This is a genomic window from Klebsiella ornithinolytica NBRC 105727 = ATCC 31898, from assembly GCF_001598295.1.
In the GTDB taxonomy this organism is placed as follows: domain Bacteria; phylum Pseudomonadota; class Gammaproteobacteria; order Enterobacterales; family Enterobacteriaceae; genus Klebsiella; species Klebsiella ornithinolytica.
Window position 1 is genome coordinate 570,005 of record NZ_BCYR01000001.1, and the last position, 22,103, is coordinate 592,107.

The 22,103-nt window shown below is 56.4% G+C and carries 20 protein-coding genes; 14 read left to right on the forward strand and 6 right to left on the reverse strand.

Going from position 1 to position 22,103, the window contains the following annotated elements:
• From ROR01S_RS02490 to yejF, 8 genes are all read left to right on the forward strand, one after another.
• Entirely contained in the window at positions 1-978 is a 978-nt protein-coding gene (locus ROR01S_RS02490; RefSeq protein ID WP_064359079.1) for a CobW family GTP-binding protein, read from the forward strand.
• 42 nt (positions 979-1,020) lie between these two features.
• Positions 1,021-1,728 carry a phosphatase PAP2 family protein gene (locus tag ROR01S_RS02495; protein WP_004864822.1) on the forward strand — a complete coding sequence of 236 codons (708 nt, stop codon included), beginning with the start codon at positions 1,021-1,023 and terminating at the stop codon, positions 1,726-1,728.
• Positions 1,729-2,153: 425 nt separating this feature from the next.
• The gene (gene mepS, locus ROR01S_RS02500) at positions 2,154-2,726 is read left to right on the forward strand and encodes a bifunctional murein DD-endopeptidase/murein LD-carboxypeptidase (protein WP_004864824.1); all 573 of its coding nucleotides are present in this window, start codon (positions 2,154-2,156) and stop codon (positions 2,724-2,726) included.
• Between the two features lie 187 nt (positions 2,727-2,913).
• Positions 2,914-4,476 carry a cyclic di-3',5'-guanosine monophosphate phosphodiesterase PdeN gene (gene pdeN, locus ROR01S_RS02505; protein ID WP_064359080.1) on the forward strand — a complete coding sequence of 521 codons (1,563 nt, stop codon included), beginning with the start codon at positions 2,914-2,916 and terminating at the stop codon, positions 4,474-4,476.
• A gap of 43 nt (positions 4,477-4,519) precedes the next feature.
• Positions 4,520-6,331 carry an extracellular solute-binding protein gene (locus tag ROR01S_RS02510; protein WP_044349586.1) on the forward strand — a complete coding sequence of 604 codons (1,812 nt, stop codon included), beginning with the start codon at positions 4,520-4,522 and terminating at the stop codon, positions 6,329-6,331.
• A 9-nt stretch (positions 6,332-6,340) separates the two neighbouring features.
• Positions 6,341-7,435, forward strand: a complete 1,095-nt coding sequence (locus ROR01S_RS02515; RefSeq protein ID WP_004864831.1) for a microcin C ABC transporter permease YejB — start codon at positions 6,341-6,343, stop codon at positions 7,433-7,435.
• Entirely contained in the window at positions 7,435-8,460 is a 1,026-nt protein-coding gene (locus ROR01S_RS02520) for a microcin C ABC transporter permease (protein ID WP_064359081.1), read from the forward strand. Before ROR01S_RS02515 ends, ROR01S_RS02520 begins: the two co-directional genes overlap by 1 nt.
• A 1-nt stretch (position 8,461) precedes the next feature.
• A complete protein-coding gene (gene yejF, locus ROR01S_RS02525) occupies positions 8,462-10,051 on the forward strand; it encodes a microcin C ABC transporter ATP-binding protein YejF (protein ID WP_064359082.1) in 1,590 nt (529 codons plus the stop codon).
• Between the two features lie 3 nt (positions 10,052-10,054).
• Here the strand turns inward: yejF and ROR01S_RS02530 are convergent, their stop codons facing one another.
• From ROR01S_RS02530 to rsuA, 3 genes are all read right to left on the reverse strand, one after another.
• The gene (locus ROR01S_RS02530; protein WP_004864837.1) at positions 10,055-10,399 is read right to left on the reverse strand and encodes a YejG family protein; all 345 of its coding nucleotides are present in this window, start codon (positions 10,397-10,399) and stop codon (positions 10,055-10,057) included.
• A gap of 333 nt (positions 10,400-10,732) precedes the next feature.
• Complete coding sequence (locus ROR01S_RS02535) at positions 10,733-11,929, reverse strand: Bcr/CflA family multidrug efflux MFS transporter (protein ID WP_004864839.1); 1,197 nt, start codon at positions 11,927-11,929, stop codon at positions 10,733-10,735.
• Positions 11,926-12,645 (reverse strand): 16S rRNA pseudouridine(516) synthase RsuA, encoded by a 720-nt coding sequence (rsuA, locus tag ROR01S_RS02540; protein WP_004864842.1) that lies wholly within the window; start codon positions 12,643-12,645, stop codon positions 11,926-11,928. Before rsuA ends, ROR01S_RS02535 begins: the two co-directional genes overlap by 4 nt.
• A 147-nt stretch (positions 12,646-12,792) precedes the next feature.
• On the opposite strand from rsuA, the gene radD reads away from it, so the two are divergent.
• Both radD and rplY read left to right on the forward strand, forming a co-directional pair.
• Positions 12,793-14,550 carry a DNA repair helicase RadD gene (gene radD / locus ROR01S_RS02545; protein WP_048023197.1) on the forward strand — a complete coding sequence of 586 codons (1,758 nt, stop codon included), beginning with the start codon at positions 12,793-12,795 and terminating at the stop codon, positions 14,548-14,550.
• Positions 14,551-14,687: 137 nt separating this feature from the next.
• On the forward strand, positions 14,688-14,972 hold the full coding sequence (gene rplY, locus ROR01S_RS02550) for a 50S ribosomal protein L25 (protein ID WP_004864846.1): 285 nt from the start codon (positions 14,688-14,690) through the stop codon (positions 14,970-14,972).
• Between the two features lie 56 nt (positions 14,973-15,028).
• On the opposite strand, the gene ROR01S_RS02555 is transcribed toward rplY, so the two are convergent.
• Positions 15,029-15,919: a LysR family transcriptional regulator gene (locus tag ROR01S_RS02555; RefSeq protein ID WP_004864847.1), complete on the reverse strand. Its 891-nt coding sequence runs from the start codon at positions 15,917-15,919 to the stop codon at positions 15,029-15,031.
• Positions 15,920-16,024: 105 nt separating this feature from the next.
• Here ROR01S_RS02555 and ROR01S_RS02560 point away from each other — a divergent pair, with 105 nt between their 5' ends.
• Positions 16,025-17,338, forward strand: a complete 1,314-nt coding sequence (locus ROR01S_RS02560; protein WP_064359083.1) for a serine hydrolase domain-containing protein — start codon at positions 16,025-16,027, stop codon at positions 17,336-17,338.
• On the opposite strand, the gene ROR01S_RS02565 is transcribed toward ROR01S_RS02560, so the two are convergent.
• Positions 17,335-17,955, reverse strand: a complete 621-nt coding sequence (locus tag ROR01S_RS02565) for an NUDIX hydrolase (protein WP_015583826.1) — start codon at positions 17,953-17,955, stop codon at positions 17,335-17,337. The two genes, ROR01S_RS02560 and ROR01S_RS02565, sit on opposite strands and share 4 nt — an antisense overlap.
• Before the next feature lie 81 nt (positions 17,956-18,036).
• Here ROR01S_RS02565 and ROR01S_RS02570 point away from each other — a divergent pair, with 81 nt between their 5' ends.
• A complete protein-coding gene (locus ROR01S_RS02570) occupies positions 18,037-18,801 on the forward strand; it encodes a DeoR/GlpR family DNA-binding transcription regulator (protein WP_064359084.1) in 765 nt (254 codons plus the stop codon).
• Between the two features lie 48 nt (positions 18,802-18,849).
• On the opposite strand, the gene yejK is transcribed toward ROR01S_RS02570, so the two are convergent.
• A complete protein-coding gene (gene yejK, locus ROR01S_RS02575) occupies positions 18,850-19,857 on the reverse strand; it encodes a nucleoid-associated protein YejK (RefSeq protein ID WP_004864857.1) in 1,008 nt (335 codons plus the stop codon).
• 189 nt (positions 19,858-20,046) lie between these two features.
• Here yejK and ROR01S_RS02580 point away from each other — a divergent pair, with 189 nt between their 5' ends.
• Together ROR01S_RS02580 and yejM are read left to right on the forward strand one after the other, a co-directional pair.
• The gene (locus ROR01S_RS02580) at positions 20,047-20,274 is read left to right on the forward strand and encodes a YejL family protein (protein ID WP_015583825.1); all 228 of its coding nucleotides are present in this window, start codon (positions 20,047-20,049) and stop codon (positions 20,272-20,274) included.
• A 19-nt stretch (positions 20,275-20,293) separates the two neighbouring features.
• A complete protein-coding gene (yejM, locus tag ROR01S_RS02585; RefSeq protein ID WP_004864861.1) occupies positions 20,294-22,054 on the forward strand; it encodes an LPS biosynthesis-modulating metalloenzyme YejM in 1,761 nt (586 codons plus the stop codon).
• The last annotated feature ends 49 nt before the right edge of the window (positions 22,055-22,103 follow it).

Consider the following 22,103-nt stretch of genomic DNA (forward strand, 5'->3'; position numbering starts at 1 on the left):
GTGACCAAAACCAACTTGATCACGGGGTTTCTCGGCAGCGGTAAAACGACCTCGATTCTTCATCTGCTGGCCCACAAGCCTGCAGATGAAAAATGGGCCGTGCTGGTTAATGAGTTTGGCGAAGTGGGTATCGATGGCGCTTTGCTGGCCGATAGCGGCGCCCTGCTCAAAGAAATTCCCGGCGGCTGTATGTGCTGCGTCAACGGCCTGCCGATGCAGGTGGGGTTGAATACCCTGCTGCGCCAGGGGAAACCGGATCGTCTGCTGATTGAGCCTACCGGGCTCGGCCATCCCAAACAAATTCTCGATATTCTGACCGCCGCCGTCTACGAGCCGTGGATCGATCTTCTCGCCACCCTGTGCGTGCTGGATCCCCGCCAGCTGCTGGACAGTAAAGTCATGGCGAACGACAACTTCCGCGATCAGCTGGCGGCGGCCGATGTCATTATCAGCAATAAAACGGACCGGATGACGGCGGAAAGCGAACAGGCCTTTGACGCCTGGTGGCAGGAACACGCGGGCGAGCGACTGCATATTGGCGCCACCCACGGCAATATCGACCCGAAGCTGCTGGATTTACCGCGCCGGAATCTGACACCGCTGCCGGAAAGTGCCGAACATGCGCACAGTCACGGGCATAAAAAAGGTCTGGCCGCGCTCAGCCTGCCGGCCCACCAACGCTGGCGACGGAGCCTCAACAGCGGTCAGGGCTACCAGGCCTGCGGCTGGATCTTTGATGCCGATACGACCTTTGATACGATTGGCCTGCTTGAGTGGGCTCGTCTGGCGCCGGTTGCCCGCGTCAAAGGCGTGATGCGTATTGCCGAAGGCCTGGTACGTATTAACCGTCAGGGACTTGATCTGCATATTGAAACCCAAAACGTTGCGCCCCCGGACAGCCGTATTGAGCTGATTACCGAATCCGAGGCGGACTGGAATGCGTTACAAGCCTCTTTGTTGAAACTTCGTTTAGGTTAAGGCGGGTATGTTTCCCGCCGTCTTACACAACTCGCAACTGTTATGATTAAAAACCGAATTCCCCTGATCCTGCTGCTTAACGCTGCGGGCTTTGCTCTCTTTTTTTCGTGGTATTTGCCCGCGAATCATGGTTTCTGGTTGCCGCTGGATTCCGCCATTTTCCACTTCTTTAACCAGGGTGTAGGAAAGAGTCAGGCCTATGCCTGGCTGCTGGCTATCATCAATAACCGGGCTTTCGACGCCTGCTCTTTGCTGGCGATGGGCGCCCTGATGCTGAGCTTCTGGTTGAAGGAGCAAAGCGCCGGTCGCCGTCGGATCGTCATTATCGGCCTGGTCATGTTGCTGTTCGCGGTAGTCATTAATCAGCTGGCGCAGCATCTGATGCCGGTTAAACGCGCCAGCCCGTCGCTCGCGTTCAGCGATATTGTAAAAGTGAGTGATGTTGTCGCCTTCCCGACCAAAGATGCGTCGAAAGACAGTTTTCCCGGCGATCACGGCATGATGCTGCTGATCTTCGCCACCTTCATGTGGCGCTATTTTGGCCGTCGGGCGTTTGCTATTGCCCTGACTATTTTTGTTGTTTTCGCTTTTCCGCGGGTCATGATCGGCGCCCACTGGTTTACCGATATTGCCGTTGGCTCATTGACCGCCGTCCTCATTGGCATTCCCTGGGTTCTGATGACACCGTTAAGCGACATATTGATCGCCTGGTTTAACCGTTCGCTTCCCGGCGGAGTGGGTAAAAATTAATCTCTTCCTTACATATTATTAACTATATCCATAAGGGATCGTTCTCGGTCCCTTTTTTATTTGCCCGTGTTTTTATCGCCAACGTCATCTTCCTGTCACATTAATCGTCTTACAAATGAAGCAATTGCATATTTTTTACCCACAATTGCCGCTATTTTGCGCTTTCCCGACGATTCACTTTTAGATGCACAAATTCTTATAAGAAATCTCGCAAAACCGCTCGCCATCCCACGTTTGATAGGGTAATCTCAATCTCGTTTTGCCTTTCCAGTAACCTCAATCCGGCTCAAAAATAAATTTGTGCGGTATCCCACAAATTTAGGTTTAAGGAATTGTCTCATTGCTGGCAGGTATTTAGGCTCTAACACGTTTGGCATTTTTTATAACGACATTGTCGTTAAGGACAACAAGGGAAAACAAACCACATGGTCAAATCTCAGCCGATTTTGAGATATATCTTGCGGGTAGTGCCCGCGATAGCAGTGGCAGTTTTGCTCTCTGCCTGTAGTTCGACAAGTAGTACCGCAAAGAATATGCATTCTGAGACGCATGCTGTGGGTAGTGGCGATTTATCATCACTGCAAGCCTCTCAGGATGAATTTGAAAAGATGGTCAGCAACCTGGACGTTAAGTCCCGTTTGATGGACCAGTATGCCAGCTGGAAAGGCGTGCGTTACCGCCTCGGCGGCAGCACCCGGAAAGGCATTGATTGCTCTGCTTTCGTGCAGCGTACTTTCCGTGAACAATTTGGTCTGGAACTGCCGCGCTCCACTTCAGAGCAGCAGGATTCCGGCAAGTCCATTTCACGCTCTCAACTGCGTACTGGCGATTTAGTTCTGTTCCGGGCGGGTTCCACCGGTCGCCACGTCGGTATCTATATCGGCAACGATCAGTTCGTCCATGCTTCCACCAGCAGCGGTGTGACTATCTCCAGCATGAACGAACCGTACTGGAAGAAGCGCTATAACGAAGCGCGACGAGTTCTGAGCCGCTCGTAATCCTTTCTGTCGTCAGTTATCCCTTGGCTGACGTTCAGAACAAAAAAACACTGCTGAGGCGGTGTTTTTTTTTGCCTGTTTACATATGAATGCCGCAATATAAGCTATCCCTTTTAGTGGCGATAGAGAAAACGTTTTCTATCAACCCATTGGCGCAACTCATTAACACGGACCGACTATATAGCCTATGCTTACCCGTTACCTGTCACCCCGGCGTAATATCTGGCTGACCAGCATACTCATCGGAGTGATCGTCGCCCTGCTGGCCGGTAGCATTCAGGTTATGGTGATTTACCATAGCCGGTCTGAACGTTTTGACAGTATCATCGACAACGTCAACGTCTACCTGACCGATTACTTTAGCCAGCTCGAGAAGACCATGGCCGACCTGCAGCCGCTGGTCGATCAAAAATGTGAAAATATTGCGTCAGGCCTGACCGCACGGGCAGCCTTTAGCCCAAACGTGCGCGCGTTTTTGCTGGTGAAAGATGGCGTCGCCTTTTGCTCCTCCGCCACCGGCCCCATGAACACCCCTCTGGTACAGCTCATTCCACATCTCGATACCCATAAAGCGGTCGATATGCTGCTCCTGCCGGGGACGCCGATGATGCCTGGTAATGCCGCCCTGGCGATGTGGGTACGCAACCCGCACGGCGGTAACGATGGCGTTTTCGTCTCAATCAATACCAACCTGACACCCTATATTCTTTACTCCGCCCGACAGAACGATTTCAGCAGCATCGCGCTGGTTGTCAACGATACCGCCCTTTCCACCCTGACCAACCGCCTTATTGACCCGCAAAGCCTGCACGCAGAGCCCATTCGCCAGATACAAATCAAAGGGGTGCCGCTGAAGGTCTATCTCTATGCCAACAGCTGGCTCTCGGAAAATACACAATTCTCGCTGCTGCTCGGCGTCATGTGCGGTCTGCTGGCAGGCCTGGTGAGTTACTACGTGCTGACGCTGAAATCCGATCCGCGTAAAGCCATTCTGCTGGGGATAAAAAACAATCAGTTCTATGTTGTTTATCAACCGGTAGTCAAAGCCGATACCCTGCGCATTAGCGGTATTGAAGTACTGATGCGCTGGCGCCATCCGGTAGCCGGGGAAATTCCGCCCGACGTGTTTATTAACCTGGCTGAAACGCAGCAAGTGATTGTGCCGCTCACGCATCATTTATTAGCGCTGATCGCTCGCGACGCGTCGGCCCTGCAAAAAGTTCTGCCCGCCGGCAGCAAGCTGGGGCTGAATATTTCACCGTCCCATCTGCATGCCGACGAGTTTCAGGATGATCTTCGGCAGTTCGCTGCATCCATGCCAGCCAACCACTTCAATGTGGTTCTCGAAATTACCGAACGTGCGATGATCGATAAAAACAAGTCGCTGGCCATCTTTGACTGGCTGCATGAGCAGGGATTTGAGATTGCGATTGACGATTTTGGTACCGGGCATAGTGCGCTTATCTACCTCGAGCGTTATAAATTTGACTATCTGAAAATCGATCGCGGCTTCGTGCAGGCTATCGGAACCGAGACCGTCACCTCCCCGGTGCTGGATGCGGTACTGACGCTGAGCCGCCGCCTGCAGCTCATGACCGTTGCGGAAGGGGTCGAAACGCCGGAGCAAGCGGAGTGGTTACGCAAACATGGCGTAAACTTCCTGCAGGGCTATTGGCTGAGCCGTCCGCTGCCGCTGGAAGAGCTGATCGCGGCACATGATGAACCGGCTAAATATTTTGCCGCCCGGTAACGGCCCTTTATGATGTCTGCCCACAGAGGATATTAATCTGGCTATGTTTGCGCGTGTCTGCCTGATATTACTGACCCTGTTCAGCCTGAATAGTCAGGCGCAAACCATAACCATAAAAGAGGGCAGCACTTTTGCCATCATTGGCGAACCGAAATACGCCGCCGGCTTTGACCATTTTGATTATGCTAATCCCCATGCCCCGAAAGGGGGAACCCTGGTCAACGCCACCATTGGCACCTTCGACAACTTCAACCGCTATGCGCTGCGCGGCAACCCGGGAGTACGTACCGACGCGCTGTACGACACGCTGTTCACTACGTCCGATGATGAACCGGGCAGCTATTATCCCCTCATTGCCGCGGACACGCGCTACGCCGATGATTTCTCGTGGATGGAGATAACCCTCAATCCGCGCGCCCGTTTTCATGATGGCAGCCCGATTACCGCCGGCGATGTCGCCTTCACGTTCCACAAATTTATGACCGAAGGGGTGCCGCAGTTCCGCTTGTTCTACAAGGGGACCCGCGTCGAGGCCATTGCGCCGCGCACCGTGCGTATTACCCTGGCGCAGCCCGGCAAGGAGAACATGCTGAGTCTGCTCTCCCTGCCGGTGATGCCGGAGGCATTCTGGCGTCACCATAAGCTCAGCGACCCGCTCTCTACCCCGCCGCTGGCCAGCGGCCCCTATCGGATTACCGACTGGCGGATGGGTCAGTACATCATCTACTCCCGGGTGAAGGACTACTGGGCGGCCGACCTGCCGGTGAACCGCGGGCGCTGGAACTTCGACACGCTACGCTACGACTACTACCTCGATGATAATGTCGCCTTTGAAGCCTTTAAGGCCGGCGCCGTCGACCGGCGAGCAGAGACGATGGCCAAAAACTGGTCGACCCGTTATGTCGGACGCAATTTTACCCACGGCTATATCGTCAAAGATGAGTACCCGAATACCTCGGCACAGGATACCCAATGGCTGGCATTCAATATCCAGCGCCCGGTGTTCAACGACCGCCAGGTCCGGGAAGCCATCACCCTCGCCTTCGATTTCGAGTGGATGAACAAGGCGCTGTTTTATGGCGCCTACAGCCGGGCCAGCAGCTACTTTCAGAATACGGAGTATGCGGCGCGTCAGGCGCCCGATGCCGAAGAGCTCGCTCTGCTGATGCCAATGAAAGCCGATCTGCCGCCGGAGGTCTTCACCTCCGTCTATCAGCCGCCGCGATCCCGCGGCGATGGGTTCGATCGCACCAATCTGCTGCAGGCCGATGCGTTGCTTAAGCAGGCGGGCTGGGTGCTGAAAAACCAGCGCCGGATCAACGCCGTCACCGGTAAGCCGCTGCGCTTTGAACTGCTGCTGCCTTCCGGGGGCAACGATCGCTGGGTGCTGCCGTTCCAGCATAATCTCCAGCGCCTCGGTATTACGATGGATATTCGCCAGGTCGATAATTCGCAGTACAGTAACCGCCGACGCAGTCGTGACTACGATATGATGCCCATCGTCTGGCGCGCGACGCCCTGGCCCGGAACCGACCTGCAAATCTCCTGGGATTCGTCATATATTCACTCCAGCTACAATGCGCCCGGGGTTCAGAGTCCGGTGGTAGACAAACTGATTGCGCAGATCATCCGCTGGCAGGGTAATAAGCAAAAGCTCCTGCCCCTGGGTCGCGCGCTGGACCGGGTGCTGACCTGGAACTATTACATGCTGCCGATGTGGTATATGGCGCAGGACAGGACGGCGTACTGGGATAAATTCTCCTTCCCGCAGACCCGTCCCGTTTATTCATCCGGGTTTGACACCTGGTGGTATGACGTGAACAAAGCGGCAAAACTGCCCGCGGACAAACGGTAAGGAATAACGATGGGCGCATACCTGATCCGCCGGCTGTTGCTGATAATCCCCACGCTGTGGGCGATCATTACGATCAACTTTTTCATTGTCCAGATAGCCCCGGGTGGCCCGGTCGATCAGGCCATCGCCGCCATTGAGTTTGGCAACCGCGGCGGCTTACCGGGCGCCGGAGAAAGCGGTATGGCCGCCAGCCATGCCCGGACCGGCGTCGGCAACATCAGCGAAGGTCATTATCGCGGCGGCCGCGGGCTCGATCCGGAAGTGATTGCCGAAATCACCCACCGCTACGGCTTTGATAAACCGCTGCACGAACGCTACCTGAAAATGCTCGGCGACTATCTGCGCTTCGATTTTGGCGACAGCCTTTTTCGCAGCGCGTCGGTCTTGCAGCTGATCAAAAACAGCATGCCGGTCTCCATCACCCTGGGGCTGTGGAGTACGCTGATTATCTATCTGGTCTCGATTCCGCTCGGCATCCGCAAAGCCGTCCATAACGGCAGCCAGTTTGATATCTGGAGCAGTACGCTGATCATTATTGGCTACGCCATCCCGGCCTTTCTGTTCGCCATTATCCTGATCGTGCTCTTCGCGGGGGGCAGCTATCTGGATCTGTTTCCGCTGCGCGGGCTGGTGTCCGCTAATTTCGATAGCCTGACGTGGTATCAGAAGGTTCTCGACTATCTCTGGCATATTACGCTGCCGGTGCTGGCGACGGTCATCGGCGGCTTTGCGGCGCTCACCATGCTGACCAAGAACAGCTTTCTTGATGAGATCCGCAAGCAGTATGTCGTGACCGCTCGCGCCAAAGGGGTAGGCGAAAAGCAAATTTTATGGGGCCATGTTTTTCGCAATGCCATGCTGCTGGTGATCGCCGGTTTCCCGGCGATGTTTATCAGCATGTTTTTCACCGGTTCCCTGCTGATTGAGGTGATGTTTTCCCTCAACGGCCTGGGACTGCTGGGCTATGAGGCGACCGTTTCCCGTGATTACCCGGTGATGTTCGGTACGTTGTATATTTTTACGCTGATCGGCCTGCTGCTGAATATTGTCAGCGATATCTGCTACACGCTGGTCGATCCGCGTATTGATTTTGAGGGCCGCTGATGTCTTTCCTGAGTCCCGTTAATCAGGCCCGCTGGGCGCGTTTTCGTCACAATCGCCGCGGCTATCTGTCGCTGTGGCTGTTTATGCTTCTTTTCCTGTGCAGCCTGGGCGCCGAGCTGATTGCCAACGACCGCCCGCTGCTGGTGCAGTATCGCGGCAGCCTGTACGTTCCGGCATTGAAAAATTATAGCGAGACGACCTTTGGCGGTCCGCTTGCTACCGCCGCCGACTACCAGGATCCGTGGCTGCAAAAGCAGCTGGATGATAACGGCTGGGTACTGTGGGCGCCGATCCGATTTGGTGCCACCACTATCGACTTCGCCACCCAGACGCCCTTCCCTTCCCCTCCCTCGACGAGAAACTGGCTGGGTACCGATGCCAACGGCGGCGATGTGCTGGCTCGTATTTTATACGGCACGCGAATATCGATTCTGTTCGGCCTGCTGCTGACCTTTTTCTCCAGCGTGCTGGGGGTACTGGCGGGGGCGATTCAGGGATACTACGGTGGCAAGATTGACCTGTGGGGCCAGCGATTTATCGAGGTGTGGTCAGGCATGCCAACCCTGTTCCTGATTATTTTGCTCTCAAGTGTCGTCCAGCCGGGCTTCTGGTGGCTGCTGGCCATTACGGTACTGTTCGGCTGGATGGCGCTGGTCGGCGTCGTGCGGGCGGAATTCCTGCGCACCCGTAACTATGACTATATTCGCGCGGCGCAGGCGCTGGGGGTCAGCGATCGCCATATTATTTTCCGCCACATGCTGCCTAACGCCATGGTCGCGACCCTGACCTTCTTGCCGTTTATTCTGTGCAGTTCAATCACCACCCTGACTTCACTCGATTTTCTCGGCTTCGGCCTGCCGTTAGGTTCGCCCTCTCTGGGGGAGCTGCTGCTGCAGGGGAAAAACAATCTGCAGGCGCCGTGGCTGGGCATCGCCGCCTTCCTGTCGGTCGCGGTGCTGTTATCGCTGTTAATTTTCATTGGTGAAGCCGTCCGCGACGCCTTCGACCCCGGTAAGGCGGTATAACATGACGCAGCCTTTGTTAGAGATAGACAACCTCTCCATCGCCTTCCGCCAGCAGGGGAAAATGCAGACCGTCGTCAGCGAGCTCTCCCTGGATATTGGCGCCGGGGAAACCCTGGCGCTGGTGGGAGAATCCGGTTCCGGTAAAAGCGTCTCCGCGCTCTCGGTGCTGCGCCTGCTCCCCTCTCCGCCGGTCTGCTACCCCGGCGGAGACATTCGCTTTCACGGTCAGTCGCTGCTCCATGCCGATGAGCGCACGCTAAGTAAGGTGCGCGGGAACCGTATCGCGATGATTTTTCAGGAACCAATGGTCTCGCTCAATCCCCTGCATACGCTGGAAAAACAGCTGTATGAAGTCCTGTCTTTGCATCGCGGTATGCGTAAAGAGGCCGCGCGTGGCGAGATCCTTAACTGCCTGGAACGAGTCGGTATCCGTCATGCCGTACGCCGACTGGCGGACTACCCGCATCAGTTTTCCGGCGGCGAACGCCAGCGGATCATGATTGCCATGGCGCTGCTCACCCGTCCAGAACTGCTGATTGCCGACGAACCCACGACCGCCCTCGACGTGACCGTACAAGCGCAAATCCTGCAGCTGTTACGCGAGCTGAAAAATGAACTGAATATGGGACTGCTGTTTATTACCCATAACTTAAGCATTGTTCGCCGGCTCGCTGACCGCGTGGCGGTGATGCAAAACGGCCGCTGCGTCGAACAAAAGGCCTGTCGGGCGCTTTTTGCCGCCCCCGAACATCCTTATACCCGTCGCCTGCTGGACAGCGAACCCTCCGGCAGTCCGGTACCGCTGGCCGCCGATGCGCCGCTGCTGCTGAAGGCCGTCGATCTGAGCGTCGCCTTCCCGGTGCGCAAAGGGCTCCTCCGCCGGGTGGTGGATCATAACCGGGTGGTCAACGCGCTGAACTTCCAGCTGCGCGCCGGGGAAACCCTGGGCCTGGTGGGCGAGTCGGGATCGGGGAAAAGCACTACCGGGCTGGCCCTGCTGCGCCTGATTGCCTCGGAAGGGACGATCGCCTTTGAAGGGCAAGCGCTGCAGGGACGTAGCCGTCGGCAAATGCTGCCGCTGCGCCGCCAGATGCAGATAGTTTTCCAGGATCCCAACTCGTCGCTGAATCCCCGGTTGAACGTGCTACAGATTATTGAAGAGGGTCTGCGCGTCCACCGCCCAGGGTTAACGCCGGCCGCGCGTGAACACGCGGTGATACAGGTGATGCAAGAGGTGGGGCTCGATCCGCAAACGCGGCATCGCTATCCGGCTGAGTTTTCCGGCGGCCAGCGTCAACGTATTGCGATTGCCCGGGCGCTGATTGTGAAGCCTCAGCTTATCGTGCTGGATGAGCCCACGTCGTCGCTGGACAAGACTGTCCAGGCGCAAATTCTGGCGTTGCTGAAAGCGTTACAGCAAAAACATCGGCTGGCCTATATTTTTATCAGCCATGATTTACGCGTAGTGCGGACGTTGTGTCATCAGGTGATGGTGTTACGGCAGGGAGAAGTCGTCGAGCAGGGAGAGTGCGAACGCGTTTTTACCGCTCCGCAGCAGGAATATACCCGCCAGCTTCTGGCGCTGAGCTGACGGTCAGAATGGGTTGTGGCCTGAGAACGGTTCGGCAATCGCCACGCCGAAATTTTTCAGTCGACAGGTTGCCGCAAACTCGTCCTGTAAATTGACAAACAGGCACGGCTCCCCTTCACACTCAACGATGGAGCAATCGACTTCGATGTCGCTGAGGGCCTGGCTGAGCTTATGCATCACCGGCCACGCTTTCTCCCCGTCCGGGCTGAGTAGCTTCAGCGCAACGAGGCTGTTTTCACTTTCGGCGCCGTTTTGCGGAATCGGTTCAACTCTTGAACCCGCAAAACCGGCCAGCCAGCGATAGCTCTGCGGCAGACGGTGTACGATAGAGAGTTGCTGTGTATTCACTTAGTTTCCCCGGAAGCAAAATGCTTCACAATAAATTTACATCAATATTAACACATCGTTGACAAATAGTCCTGCATCAGCATAGAAAACGTTTACACCCGCGTCACGCCAGGGTTAACGACTTATAATCCAGAACTTTATAGTTTCTCTGCGGAAACAGATCGGGGCTATATGTACCCGTTTCTGTGATCCAAAACAACTTTTTTATCGCAACAATGCGACTTTTTACACTAATTGATTTTACATAAAAGAAACAAATTACAGAACCGGGAAGCCCATCGCGGTTGATGTGCATCAAAAAAGGGGCGGAAATCGCCCCTTGTGGAAGGTATTTTAGTGCGCGTTTTTGCGCCGCCGGCTGGCGTAGAGATAAAAAAGGATGGAGCTGCTGGCACAAAAGGCGATCGAAATCAGCATCGGCCAGGCGGTAGTAAAGGTGGCCATGGAGAGCAGTGCGCCAATAATCGCCCCGATGCCAAAGCGGAAGGTCCCCGCCAGCGATGAGGCGGTGCCCGCCATATGCGGAAACTCGTCGAGAATGACCGCCATCGCATTGGAGGAGACCATTGAAACGCAGCCAACAAACGCCGCAACGCCGACCACCAGCGCCCAGAATCCGACATCCAGCAGCGCGCAGACCACCATCCATACCGCCATCACAAACTGAATCCACAGCCCGGCGCGGAACATATTCAGCGCCCCGACCCGTCGGACAAAGCGGCTGTTAATGATGGTCATGATGAACAAGAAGACAATATTCAGCGCAAAATAGTAACCAAAGTGCTGGGGCGAAACATGGTTGATATTGATGTAGACAAACGGCCCGGCGCTCAGGAAGGAGAACATCCCGGCAAAGCTGAAGCCGCTCGCCAGCATATAGCTCAACACCCGCTTATGACGGAACAACGTCGCAAAGTTGCCCAGCGTGGTACGCAGGCTAAATTTTTGCCGCCGTTCAACCGGCAGCGTTTCGCTGATGAAAAAAGCGATCATCGCGGAGGCCAGCAGCGCCGCCAGCGCAAGAATCCAGAAGATCGCGTGCCAGCTGAACCACACCAGCACGGCGCCCCCCACCATCGGCGCAACCAGCGGCGCGATAGTGGTGACCAGCATGACAAACGACATCATCCGCGAAAACTCTTCTTTCGGATAGATATCGCGCATCAGGGCGTTGATGACCACGCTCGCCGCCGCGGCCGCCAGACCGTGGAAGAAACGCATGGTAATCAGCATGTCGATAGTCTGCGACAGCGCGCAGGCCACCGCAGCCGCCGCAAAAATCAGCGTTCCTCCGAGGATCACCGGCTTACGGCCGATGCTGTCCGCCATCGGGCCATACAGCAGCTGACCGAAAGCAAAGCCCAGAATATAGGTACTGAGCGTCATCTGCGCACTGCCGTCCGGCACATTAAACTGCGCCGAAATCACCGGCAGCGCCGGGAGATACATATCAATCGACAGTGGCATCAACATGGCCAGCAGGCCAAGAATAAACACAATCCCCAGTGAAGAATTCTGCTTTGCCGTCACGTTTTACTCCGTGCATGCTGGAGGCCAACGCTGGCGATCTCGTCTTCCGTCAGCGGGCGATACTCGCCAGGCTCCAGAGACTCATCCAGCATAATGTCGCCAATACGTTCACGATGCAGGCCGACGACGTGGTTACCCACCGCCGCGAACATGCGTTTCACCTGATGGTAGCGCCCTTCGCTTATCGTTAAGCGAACTTCCGTTGGCGTCAGCACTTCCAGACGCGCAGGTTTCGTCAGATCCTTTTCATTGTGCAGCTGAACGCCTTTAGCAAACTGTTCCGCCGTTTGCTCATCCACCGGGTTTTCCAGAGTCACCAGATAAGTTTTCTCGCAGTGATGGCGCGGAGAAGTGATGCGGTGCGACCACTGCCCGTCATCGGTCATCAGCACCAGTCCGGTGGTGTCGATATCCAGTCGACCTGCGGCGTGCAGCTTATGCGCGACCGGGACATCCAGGAAATAGAGAATCGTTGGATGATCCGGATCGTCCGTGGAGCAGACGTACCCCTGCGGCTTGTTGAGCATAAAGTAGCGCGGGCCGTTCTGCTGGGTCAGCGTATTGCCGTCATACTCCACGTCGTGCTCCGGCTGGAGCTTAAACGACGCATCTTTGACGATTTCGCCGTCTACGAGAACGCGGCTGCTGCGGATTTCACGCCCGGCAATAGCCCGACTGACGCCAAGTTGCTGAGCGATAAACTTATCAAGTCGCATGAGATTTTTTTAGCCTGTAATAATGCTGGAGCGGGCAAACGCCCGAAAAAGAAGAAGTTCGCTGGCTAGTATAACGGGCTCTTAACGCCACTCAAGGGAAAAGATTCGTGGCATACTATTTGCGAGTTAATTAACGCCAGTATAGCCATGACTTTTACATTACGTCCCTACCAAAAAGAGGCCGTCGACGCCACGCTCGCCTGGTTTCGTCGCCATCATGAGCCTGCCGCAATCGTCCTGCCCACCGGCGCGGGTAAAAGCCTGGTCATCGCCGAGCTGGCACGCCTGGCGCGCGGCCGCGTTCTGGTGCTGGCGCACGTCAAGGAGCTGGTCGCGCAAAACCACGCCAAGTATTGTGCGCTTGGGCTGGAGGCGGATATTTTTGCCGCCGGGCTGAAGCGTAAAGAGAGCCACGGCAAGGTGGTCTTCGGCAGCGTGCAATCGGTAGCCCGTAACCTTAAACAGTTCCAGGCCGAGTTTTCACTGCTGATTGTCGATGAATGCCACCGCATCAGCGACGATGATGACAGCCAGTACCAGCAAATTATCAGCCATTTGCAGCAGGTCAACCCGCAGCTGCGCCTGCTCGGGTTAACCGCCACGCCGTTCCGCCTCGGCAAGGGCTGGATCTACCAGTTTCATTATCACGGCATGGTTCGCGGTGATGAGAAGGCGTTGTTCCGCGACTGTATTTACGAACTGCCGCTGCGCTATATGATCAAGCACGGGTATCTGACGCCTCCGGAACGGCTGGATATGCCGGTCGTGCAGTACGATTTCAGCCGCCTTCAGCCGCAGAGCAACGGTCTGTTTAGCGAAGCGGACCTGAACCTTGAGCTAAAAAAGCAGCGGCGCATTACGCCGCATATCGTCAGCCAGATCGTCGAATTCGCCCGCACGCGTAAGGGCGTGATGATTTTCGCCTCCACGGTAGAACACGCGCGGGAAATTACCGGCCTGCTGCCCGCCGGCGAGGCGGAGCTGATTACCGGTGAAACGCCCGGCCCGCAGCGCGATCGCATCATCGAAGCATTTAAAGCGCAGCAGTATCGTTATCTGGTGAACGTGGCGGTGCTCACCACCGGATTTGATGCCCCGCATGTCGATCTGATCGCCATCCTGCGCCCCACGGAGTCGGTCAGCCTTTATCAGCAAATTGTCGGCCGCGGCCTGCGCCTGGCGCCGGGGAAAACCGACTGCCTGATTCTCGACTATGCCGGAAATCCTCACGATCTCTACGCGCCGGAGGTGGGTTCGCCGAAGGGCAAGAGCGATAACGTCCCCGTACAGGTATTCTGCCCGGCCTGCGGCTTTGCCAATACCTTCTGGGGAAAGACCACCGCCGACGGTACGCTGATTGAACACTTTGGCCGCCGCTGCCAGGGCTGGTTTGAAGATGACGACGGTCATCGTGAACAGTGCGATTTTCGTTTTCGCTTCAAAAACTGTCCGCAGTGCAATGCGGAAAATGATATTGCCGCCCGCCGCTGCCGCGAGTGTGACACAATTCTGGTCGACCCGGACGATATGCTGAAGGCCGCGCTGAAGCTCAAAGACGCGCTGGTGCTGCGCTGCAGCGGCATGGACCTGCAGCACGGTGGCGACGATAAAGGTCCGTGGCTGAAAATCACCTATTACGATGAGGACGGCGCCGATGTCAGCGAGCGCTTCCGCCTGCAGACGCCGGCCCAGCGTACCGCGTTTGAGCAGCTGTTTATCCGTCCCCATACCCGCACGCCGGGCGTGCCGCTGCGCTGGATAACCCCTGCCGACATTGTTGCCCAGCAGCCGCTGTTGCGGCATCCGGACTTTGTCGTCGCGCGCATGAAGGGCCAGTACTGGCAGGTCAGGGAAAAAGTCTTCGACTATCAAGGCCGCTTCCGCCGGGCAAATGAACTGCGTTAATCACCGCCGCGCCTGAGGTTTTCATTGCCGTCAACGCCATAGGTGGATATAATGCCGCCCGCTTTTGCATTCGCAAAGCAGATCATCTGCCTGCTGCTGGGTCGCCTGTAGCAGGATTTAAATATAGAGAGACATCAATGTTTACTATCAACGCAGAAGTACGTAAAGAGCAGGGTAAGGGTGCGAGCCGCCGCCTGCGTGCAGCTAACAAATTCCCGGCCATCATTTATGGCGGTGAAGCTACTCCGGTAGCAATCGAGCTGGACCAGGACAAACTGTGGAACATTCAGAGCAAAGCTGAGTTCTACGGTGAAGTTCTGACCATCGTTATCGATGGCAAAGAAGAAAAAGTAAAAGTTCAGGCTGTTCAGCGTCACGCGTTCAAGCCAAAACTGACTCACATCGACTTCGTTCGCGCTTAATCGCGATAGCAAGTTGAGTGGCAAACGCCCCGGCCCGCAAGGTCCGGGGCGTTTTGTTATGCGTCTTGTTTCCATAGCAAAGGCGCAAAATCAACCACCTCTCCCAGCGTCGGATGCTTGTTCATTCCCGGCTGCCACAGCATCACCATCGTGACATTCAGCCCCTGGGTACCGACTTCGGTATCGATCTCCTCCACGCCTTCCCAGCCGGCCGCCTGAAAATGGTCAGGTAAGAATCCCCACCCCTGCCCCTGCTGCAGCGCATGGCGCAATAACGCTTTTTCATTCATGTACAGCGTATGTCCCGAAATTTGCACCCGGCGGGCAATTTGCTCGTCTGCGCGGCGATGCATCACCAGCTGCGGGACCAACGACAGATTGAGCAGAGTCAGCGGACGTGCGCAGTCAGCAAACAGTCGCTCGGCCGCATAAAAGCGCAGATCGACGGTCCCCAACGCGCGCCACTCCATTTCGCTACCGAGAGTCCGGTTATTGGCCTGGCAAATAGCCAGATCGGCCTGCCCGTCGGCCAGCGCCTGCTCCGCCTCGCGGCGCGATGCGCTCCAGCAGCTCATTCGCAGCTGACATCGGGCAAGGCGATCTGCCAGTGCGCAGAGAAAGGATCGCGGTACAAACGGATCGTACACCACCCGCAGCCCCTGCCCCGCGGTGCGCGGTAGCGTCTGCGCAAACGACTCAAAGGCCTGGGCCTGGCGCAGCAATAAATGCGCCTGGCGAAAAAGTTGTTCCCCTTCGGCGGTTAACGCCAGGCTTCGCCCTTCGCGCAGGAACAGCGCATATCCCAGCGCATCTTCCAGGTAATCCAACAGATCGCGCAGCGTGGTGCGGTCTTTTCCGAGCCGAATCGCCGCCCGCGAAAGACTCCCGGTTTCCGCGATGGTGGCAAAAGCCTCAATCTGGGCAAATGAGTAATGCAGCGTTTTCATCCTGTGGTTTCCTTTGGGGGAAAATCCCCCATCGGCTGATTTTAGCCTGCCGAAGGCGATTTATATACTGCAGGCCTGGTTGTTATGGCTAATAAGGAATCTCTGATGACAAAGATAAAAAAAACCACACCGCTGGCCCTGGCGTTGCTGTTCGCGCTTTGCCCTACCGTCAGCATGGCGCAGGCCCCGTCACCGCAGGCCTGCGGCGGAGTCATGCTGGATGTCTGCCCGACACCTTTTGATCCCGTTCTGCCTGCAACAAAAGATATGCTCAACTGGGATCGGTCCGCCCGGGTTATCGGTTTTCGCAACGACTACCGTAACTATGCCGGCGATATCTTCCATCACGGTAACGCCACGCCGCTGTTGCCGTCAGATAAGCCGCTGACCGACGTCAGCTATACGGTAAACGGCCAGACATGGAACCTGCAGGATTACCTGAAGCGCCAGAACGTCACCGGTTTTCTGGTACTCAAAGAGGGTAAGATTGCCTACAAATATCTCGGCGCAGGCAATACCGACACCACGCTGTGGACCTCCCGCTCGGTAGGTAAAGCGGTGGTCTCCACCCTGGTCGGTATAGCGATTCAGCAAGGTAAAATCCATTCGCTTAATGATCGGATCACCGATTACGAGCCCGACCTGAAAGGCAGCGCCTGGGACGATGTCACCCTTAAACAGCTGATTCAGCACACCTCCGGCGTCGAGTGGAATGAAGATTACACCAACCCGCAATCCCATTTCGCCCGCCTGACTCAGTGTGAAGCCCATCCAGGCGCCTACACGTGCGTGCGCAAGATCGTGGCCTCCCTGAAGCGCACGCATCCCGCCGGCGAGCAGTGGTCCTACTCGTCAGGGGGCGCCTGGCTATTGGGTGATGTTCTGGAGCGGGCCACCGGAATGCCGCTTGCCGCATGGCTGGAGCAGGCCCTGTGGCAACCCGCCGGAATGGCGCATGACGGCGTCTGGCACGCTTATCAGCAGGGCAAGCATGACGTCGGGGCGCACGGCTTTAACGCCACGCTGGAAGACTGGGGTCGTTTCGGCGAGTTTGTCGCCCGGGATGGACGTCTGGCCGATGGCCAACGGCTGGTGCCTGAAGGCTGGTTTGACCAATCCTCCGCCTGGACCCAGGCGCAGAAATCAGTCTCCCCGGCACACCCGGAGGGCATTTACGGCTATCAATGGTGGAATAACGCGATTCCGGCCAACGCACAGCATGTCGACCCCAGCGCCCGCCAGGGCCTGAAAGGTTCGCTGTGGGCGCTGGGTATCTACGGCCAGGTGATTATGGTCAACCGCGCGGAACATCTGGTGATCGTACAGTGGTCAACCTGGCCGCAGGCCGAACCTTCGTTTAACGCCCAACCGCTGGAAGCCGCGCTGATGTACAGCGCTATCGCCCGCAAACTGCACTAAGGGTTATCGCGCCTTGTTTCATCCGGGGCAAGGCGCGACGAAATCGTGAGAGCCAGGTGTTGCAGTAGCATAATGGTTTTGGCATCCACAATTTCCCCCTCGCGTATCGCTTGTAACGCCCGGGCCAGTGGCCACTCCAGCACTTCGATATCCTCCCCTTCCGCCGCCAGCCCGCCGCCTTCGCCGCGGCGATCGTCCGCCGAATATTCGGCAATGAAAAAATAGAGCTTTTCGGTGACCGACCCCGGACTCATGTAGGCGGTAAAAACCGGTTCAATGCCGGTGACGCGGAAGCCGGTCTCTTCTTCCGCCTCGGCGATAATGCGCTCTTCCGGCGACGCATTATCCAGCAGCCCGGCAGCCGCCTCGATCAAAAAACCATCATGACCATTAATCCACACCGGAAAACGAAACTGGCGTATAAGTACAACGGTTTGCTTTACCCGGTTATAGAGCAGAATCACCGCGCCGTTGCCGCGATCGTAGGCCTCACGGCTCTGTTCCTGCCAACGGCCATCCCGGCGCAGCAATTCAAAAGTGTATTTTTTTAACGTATACCAGTTGTCGGACAGCAGCGTTTCACGCACGTGGCGAACGCGGGAGGTATCCCTGGACATATTTTTCTCCTGATGAGATGACAGCGGCCACGATAACATGCAAAATAACGCACAAACAAGATAAAACATGAAGGAAGGAATATGTTTGCCAGCCAACGAAAACAGCAAATACTGCAGATTCTCGCCGTCGAAAAACAGGTGATGTCCGGCGAGCTTAGCCAGCGGTTTAACGTCTCTGAAGACTCTATCCGCCGGGATTTACGCGAGCTGGCGGGGGAAGGCAAGCTGCAGCGGGTCCACGGCGGCGCGCTGCCGGTTTCGGCGGCCATCGCGCCGATCGAAACAAGAAAAAACGTGCAAATCGCTTCAAAGCAGGTCATTGCCCGCCGGGCGGCGGCGCTGATCCAGCCGGGGCAGGTGGTGATTATCGATGGCGGGACCACGACAGAAGAAATGGTCCGCTGTCTGCCGGCTGATTTGGCCTGTACCGTCGTGACCCACAGCCCAGGTATTGCCGTCGCGCTGGTGGAGCGACCGTTGATTGAGGTCATTCTGATCGGCGGGCGGCTGTTTAAACATTCGGTGGTCACCGTCGGCGCCAGCGCGCTGGAAGGTATTGCGCGGATCAATGCCGATCTGTTTTTTATGGGCGTTACCGGGGTGCATGACCGCGCGGGTTTCACTACCGGCGATTATGAAGAGGCGGCTATCAAGCGGGCACTCGCCGCGCGGGCAGCGGAAACCATTGTGATGGCGTCGCAGGAAAAACTGAACTCGGCATCGGCGTTTGCCATCGGCGAGCTAAGCCTTGCCAGTACCCTGATTATCGATGGTTTGCTGGATGAGGCCCTGCAGGCGAAGCTGACTCAGCACGGGATCGAGACGATCCGCGCCGACGCTGAGTAACAACGCCGCGGGCCGCCAGCCCCGGCCTTCACCGGGGCTGGCGGAGAATCAGCTACCGCCGGAAGTCCGACGCTGCAGCTGATCGCGCAGGTTAGGCGGCGTGCCTTTGATGGTCAGCGTATCCGTTGCCGGATCCCAGAAGACCCGCTCGCCCAGCAGCATGGCATCAAAGTTGATCGTTAACCCGCCGCCGCTGCCGGCAAACTTGGTCAACTGACGCAGCGTGCTGCGATCCGCCGGGAAGCTCTCTTCCAGCTCATACCCCTGTTCAGCGGTAAATTGCTGGAAGCTCTTCTCGCTGACGCCGGCCAGCTCTTTGGATAAAGATTCCAGTTCAATCTCTTCTCCCGCCTGCAGCTGCTCGTTGCAATAAGCATATACCTGCTGACGAACGTTCTGCCGTTCGGACTTATCGAGCTGAGCATCGGAGGCGAAATCATCGACCGCCTGGAGCAGGCCGCGGTTCTGCGCTTTGGCATTCAGCCCTTCGCTGGCGCCGAGGAAGTCCATAAAGAAATCGGCCACTTTACGCCCGACCCGGCCTTTGAGGAAGGTCAGGTAGCGGGTCGACTCCGGATTGGTTTCCCATTCAGTTAAGTCAATGCGCGCCACAATATCGGCATGATTGATATCCAGATAGTGGGTTGAGCTGATATCCAGATCTTCATTAACGCGCATACTGCTCAGGTTGTTCAGCACCGCCACCAGCAGATACTCAACCGCCAGATAACGATACTGACAGAACAGAACGATACCGCCTTCTGCGAAAGGATATTTCGCCAGTTCATCACGCAGACGGCCGGTTGCCGCCCGGCTGAACGGGAGAAATTCTTCTTCGCCCTGGCGCTGCAGGCGAAGGGCCTGCGCCAGCTCGCTCTCTTCGTTAAACAGACCGTAGGCCTTGTTTTTAGCGCTGTAGACACGATGCAGCTCGGCCATCATTTCCACGACCGTCGCATTCGGCTCCAGTAAGGAATCGCGCAGCACCAGTTCGAGGTTTTGTTCATCACGTTTAATTAACTGATGCAGGGCAATCTGGTCGATATCCAGACTCATGTTAAACTCTCCTTTTAGACCGGCCGGTATTCAACCACCGCCGGGACGGCGACGCAACCGCCGCGTGACTCTTCGACGACCAGAGACTCGCGATCGTGCGCGCTTTTGCGCCGTGGCGAAAAAATGCGGAAAAAAAGCTGCTGCTACGGTAATATGTTGCCCTTTCACGAACAAACAGATTTTGAGTTTATGCCGCAATTATCCCGCTATAGTGATGAACACGTCGAACAGCTGCTTAGCGAGCTGACCAACGTGCTGGAAACACACAAAGCCCCCGTTGACCTTTCACTGATGGTGCTAGGCAATATGGTGACTAACCTGATCAATAGTAGCGTCGCGCCGGCGCAGCGTCAGGCTATCGCCCGTTCTTTTGCCCAGGCTCTGCAGTCTTCAATCAACGACGATCCGGCGCACTAAGGATAACCAACAACTGTATATGGTGACTCTTCGTCAGCCCTACCGAGAAAAAATCTCCCAGATGGTCAGCTGGGGGCACTGGTTCGCCCTGTTCAACATGTTGTTGGCCATGGTGCTCGGCAGCCGCTATCTTTTTGTCGCCGACTGGCCCACGACTCTGGGCGGACGTATTTTCTCGTATGTCAGCCTCGTGGGTCACTTCAGTTTTCTGGTATTTACCAGCTATGTCCTGATTCTCTTCCCGCTGACCTTTATCGTCGTATCGCAGCGATTGATGCGCTTCCTGTCGGTCATTCTGGCGACCGCGGGCATGACGCTCCTGCTGATCGATAGCGAAGTCTTTACCCGTTTCCACCTGCATCTTAACCCTATTGTCTGGGAACTGGTCATCAACCCTGACCAGAATGAGATGGCGCGCGACTGGCAGCTGATGTTTATCAGCGTGCCGATTATCTTCCTGCTGGAAATGCTGTTTGCGACCTGGAGCTGGCAGAAGCTGCGTAGCCTGACGCGTCGCCGCCACTACGCCCGGCCTGTCGCCTGGTTTTTCTTTCTCTCTTTTATCAGCAGCCACCTGATTTATATCTGGGCGGATGCGAATTTTTATCGCCCGATCACCATGCAACGGGCGAATCTGCCGCTCTCCTATCCGATGACGGCCCGCCGTTTCCTTGAGAAACATGGCCTGCTCGACGCCCAGGATTACCAGCGTCGTCTGGTAGAACAGGGGGCGCCGGAAGCCGTCTCCGTTGAGTATCCGCTGAGCACCCTGCGCTATCGCGATCTGGGGGCTGGCTACAACGTTCTGCTCATTACCGTCGATAACCTGAACTATTCGCGGTTTGAGAAAAATATGCCGGAACTGGCCCGTTTCGCGCAAGAGAACGTCAACTTTACCCAGCATATGAGCTCCGGCAATACCACCGATAGCGGGATGTTTGGCCTGTTCTACGGGATTTCGCCGGGCTATATGGATGGCGTCCTGTCAGCCCGCATCCCGGCCGCGTTGATTACGGCCTTTAACCAGCAGGGATATCAGCTGGGGCTGTTCTCCTCCGATGGTTTCAGCAGTCCGCTCTATCGCCAGGCGCTGCTGTCCGATTTCTCGCTGCCAAATGAGAAAACGCAAAGCGATGAGCAAACGGCGGACCAGTGGATTGGCTGGCTCAATCGCTATGCGCAGGATGAAAACCGCTGGTTCTCATGGATTTCGCTGAATGGCACCACGCTGGATAACAGTCAGCAGCAAAACTTCGCGCGTCGCTACAGCCGTGCGGCGGGAGATGTTGATAACCAAATCAGCCGGGTACTGAGCGCCCTGAGCGATGCCGGAAAACTGGATAATACGGTGGTGATTATTACCGCCGCGCACGGTATGCCGTTGAATCCGCAGCGCGGAAAGTTTGACTGGTCCCGGGAGCAGCTGCAGGTTCCGCTGGTTATTCACTGGCCAGGGATTCCGGCGCAGAACATCGCGACGCTGACCAGCAACAAAGATGTGATGACGACGCTGATGCAGCGCCTGCTGCACGTCTCCACGCCTGCCAACGAATATTCACAGGGTGAAGACCTGTTCAGCCCCGCGCGTCGTAGGGCCTGGGTGACGGCGGCCAACGGCGATACGCTGGCGGTCACGTCGCCAGAGGTGACCGTGGTGCTGAACCACAACGGTACCTACAGCACCTGGAACAGCGACGGCAAAAAAATTGATAACCGCAAACCTCAGCTCAGCCTGCTGCTGCAGATCCTGACTGACGAAAAACGCTTTATCGCTAACTGATTGATTAATTATGAATCAATCAGCCGTTCCCCGGCTTGCATTCGGTCGG

Excerpts from the sequence above, each read along its gene's own strand:
- rsuA (WP_004864842.1), bottom strand. The coding sequence starts at position 12,645 with ATGCGACTTGATAAGTTTATCGCTCAGCAACTTGGCGTCAGTCGGGCT.
- mepS (WP_004864824.1), top strand. The coding sequence starts at position 2,154 with ATGGTCAAATCTCAGCCGATTTTGAGATATATCTTGCGGGTAGTGCCC.
- yejF (WP_064359082.1), top strand. The coding sequence starts at position 8,462 with ATGACGCAGCCTTTGTTAGAGATAGACAACCTCTCCATCGCCTTCCGC.
- ROR01S_RS02515 (WP_004864831.1), top strand. The coding sequence starts at position 6,341 with ATGGGCGCATACCTGATCCGCCGGCTGTTGCTGATAATCCCCACGCTG.
- pdeN (WP_064359080.1), top strand. The coding sequence starts at position 2,914 with ATGCTTACCCGTTACCTGTCACCCCGGCGTAATATCTGGCTGACCAGC.
- yejM (WP_004864861.1), top strand. The coding sequence starts at position 20,294 with ATGGTGACTCTTCGTCAGCCCTACCGAGAAAAAATCTCCCAGATGGTC.
- ROR01S_RS02565 (WP_015583826.1), bottom strand. The coding sequence starts at position 17,955 with ATGTCCAGGGATACCTCCCGCGTTCGCCACGTGCGTGAAACGCTGCTG.
- ROR01S_RS02520 (WP_064359081.1), top strand. The coding sequence starts at position 7,435 with ATGTCTTTCCTGAGTCCCGTTAATCAGGCCCGCTGGGCGCGTTTTCGT.
- radD (WP_048023197.1), top strand. The coding sequence starts at position 12,793 with ATGACTTTTACATTACGTCCCTACCAAAAAGAGGCCGTCGACGCCACG.
- rplY (WP_004864846.1), top strand. The coding sequence starts at position 14,688 with ATGTTTACTATCAACGCAGAAGTACGTAAAGAGCAGGGTAAGGGTGCG.
- ROR01S_RS02570 (WP_064359084.1), top strand. The coding sequence starts at position 18,037 with ATGTTTGCCAGCCAACGAAAACAGCAAATACTGCAGATTCTCGCCGTC.
- ROR01S_RS02510 (WP_044349586.1), top strand. The coding sequence starts at position 4,520 with ATGTTTGCGCGTGTCTGCCTGATATTACTGACCCTGTTCAGCCTGAAT.
- ROR01S_RS02495 (WP_004864822.1), top strand. The coding sequence starts at position 1,021 with ATGATTAAAAACCGAATTCCCCTGATCCTGCTGCTTAACGCTGCGGGC.
- yejK (WP_004864857.1), bottom strand. The coding sequence starts at position 19,857 with ATGAGTCTGGATATCGACCAGATTGCCCTGCATCAGTTAATTAAACGT.
- ROR01S_RS02555 (WP_004864847.1), bottom strand. The coding sequence starts at position 15,919 with ATGAAAACGCTGCATTACTCATTTGCCCAGATTGAGGCTTTTGCCACC.
- ROR01S_RS02560 (WP_064359083.1), top strand. The coding sequence starts at position 16,025 with ATGACAAAGATAAAAAAAACCACACCGCTGGCCCTGGCGTTGCTGTTC.
- ROR01S_RS02580 (WP_015583825.1), top strand. The coding sequence starts at position 20,047 with ATGCCGCAATTATCCCGCTATAGTGATGAACACGTCGAACAGCTGCTT.